The sequence below is a fragment of the Arthrobacter sp. CMU6 genome, from assembly GCF_059090205.1.
This window is the reverse complement of record NZ_JBNHFL010000094.1, coordinates 1-497: the sequence shown is the minus strand read 5'-3', so window position 1 is coordinate 497 and position 497 is coordinate 1. Positions and strand designations below refer to the sequence as shown.

The window sequence follows — 497 nt, the reverse complement described above, 5'->3', positions numbered from 1 at the left end:
CCCCAAGCACGGCCTCCAGCACCTCGAAATCTTTGCCACCGCCGAGCAGTTCGAAACCCTCACCACCGTCATGAACACTGCCACCAACCCCCGCACCCCGGCCCCCGGCGACAGAACCGGAACCGGACGCGAGGCCACCGGCGACGGAAACAGCGGCGGGGGCGGAAACGCCAGCGCAGACGGGAACATTGAGGGCGGTCTTGCCGGCTGGGACGCCCCGGGCGTCCCGGAGCTCCCTCTGGACCGCCGCTCGCAGGGGCAGAAACGGCTTGACGGGCTCGTCGGCGCCTGCCAAACCGCCCTCACCACCGACGCCCTGCCCGCCAACGGCGGACACCGGCCCCAAATCCTGGCCACCATTGACTACCGCGACCTCCTGACCAAAGTCGAGCAACGGCAAGACGCACAACGGGCCCAAGGCGCACAGTGGGGCCAGGACGCCCAGGGACCCCAGCCGGCCTACACCGGTCCGATCAACACCGGCCGCACCGGCCAAG

Annotated in this window: 1 pseudogene; it reads left to right on the top strand. The window is 70.2% G+C overall.

What is annotated here, in order from left to right:
- A pseudogene (locus AC5RWD_RS23205) lies at positions 1 to 497 on the top strand (HNH endonuclease signature motif containing protein); the annotation flags it as partial.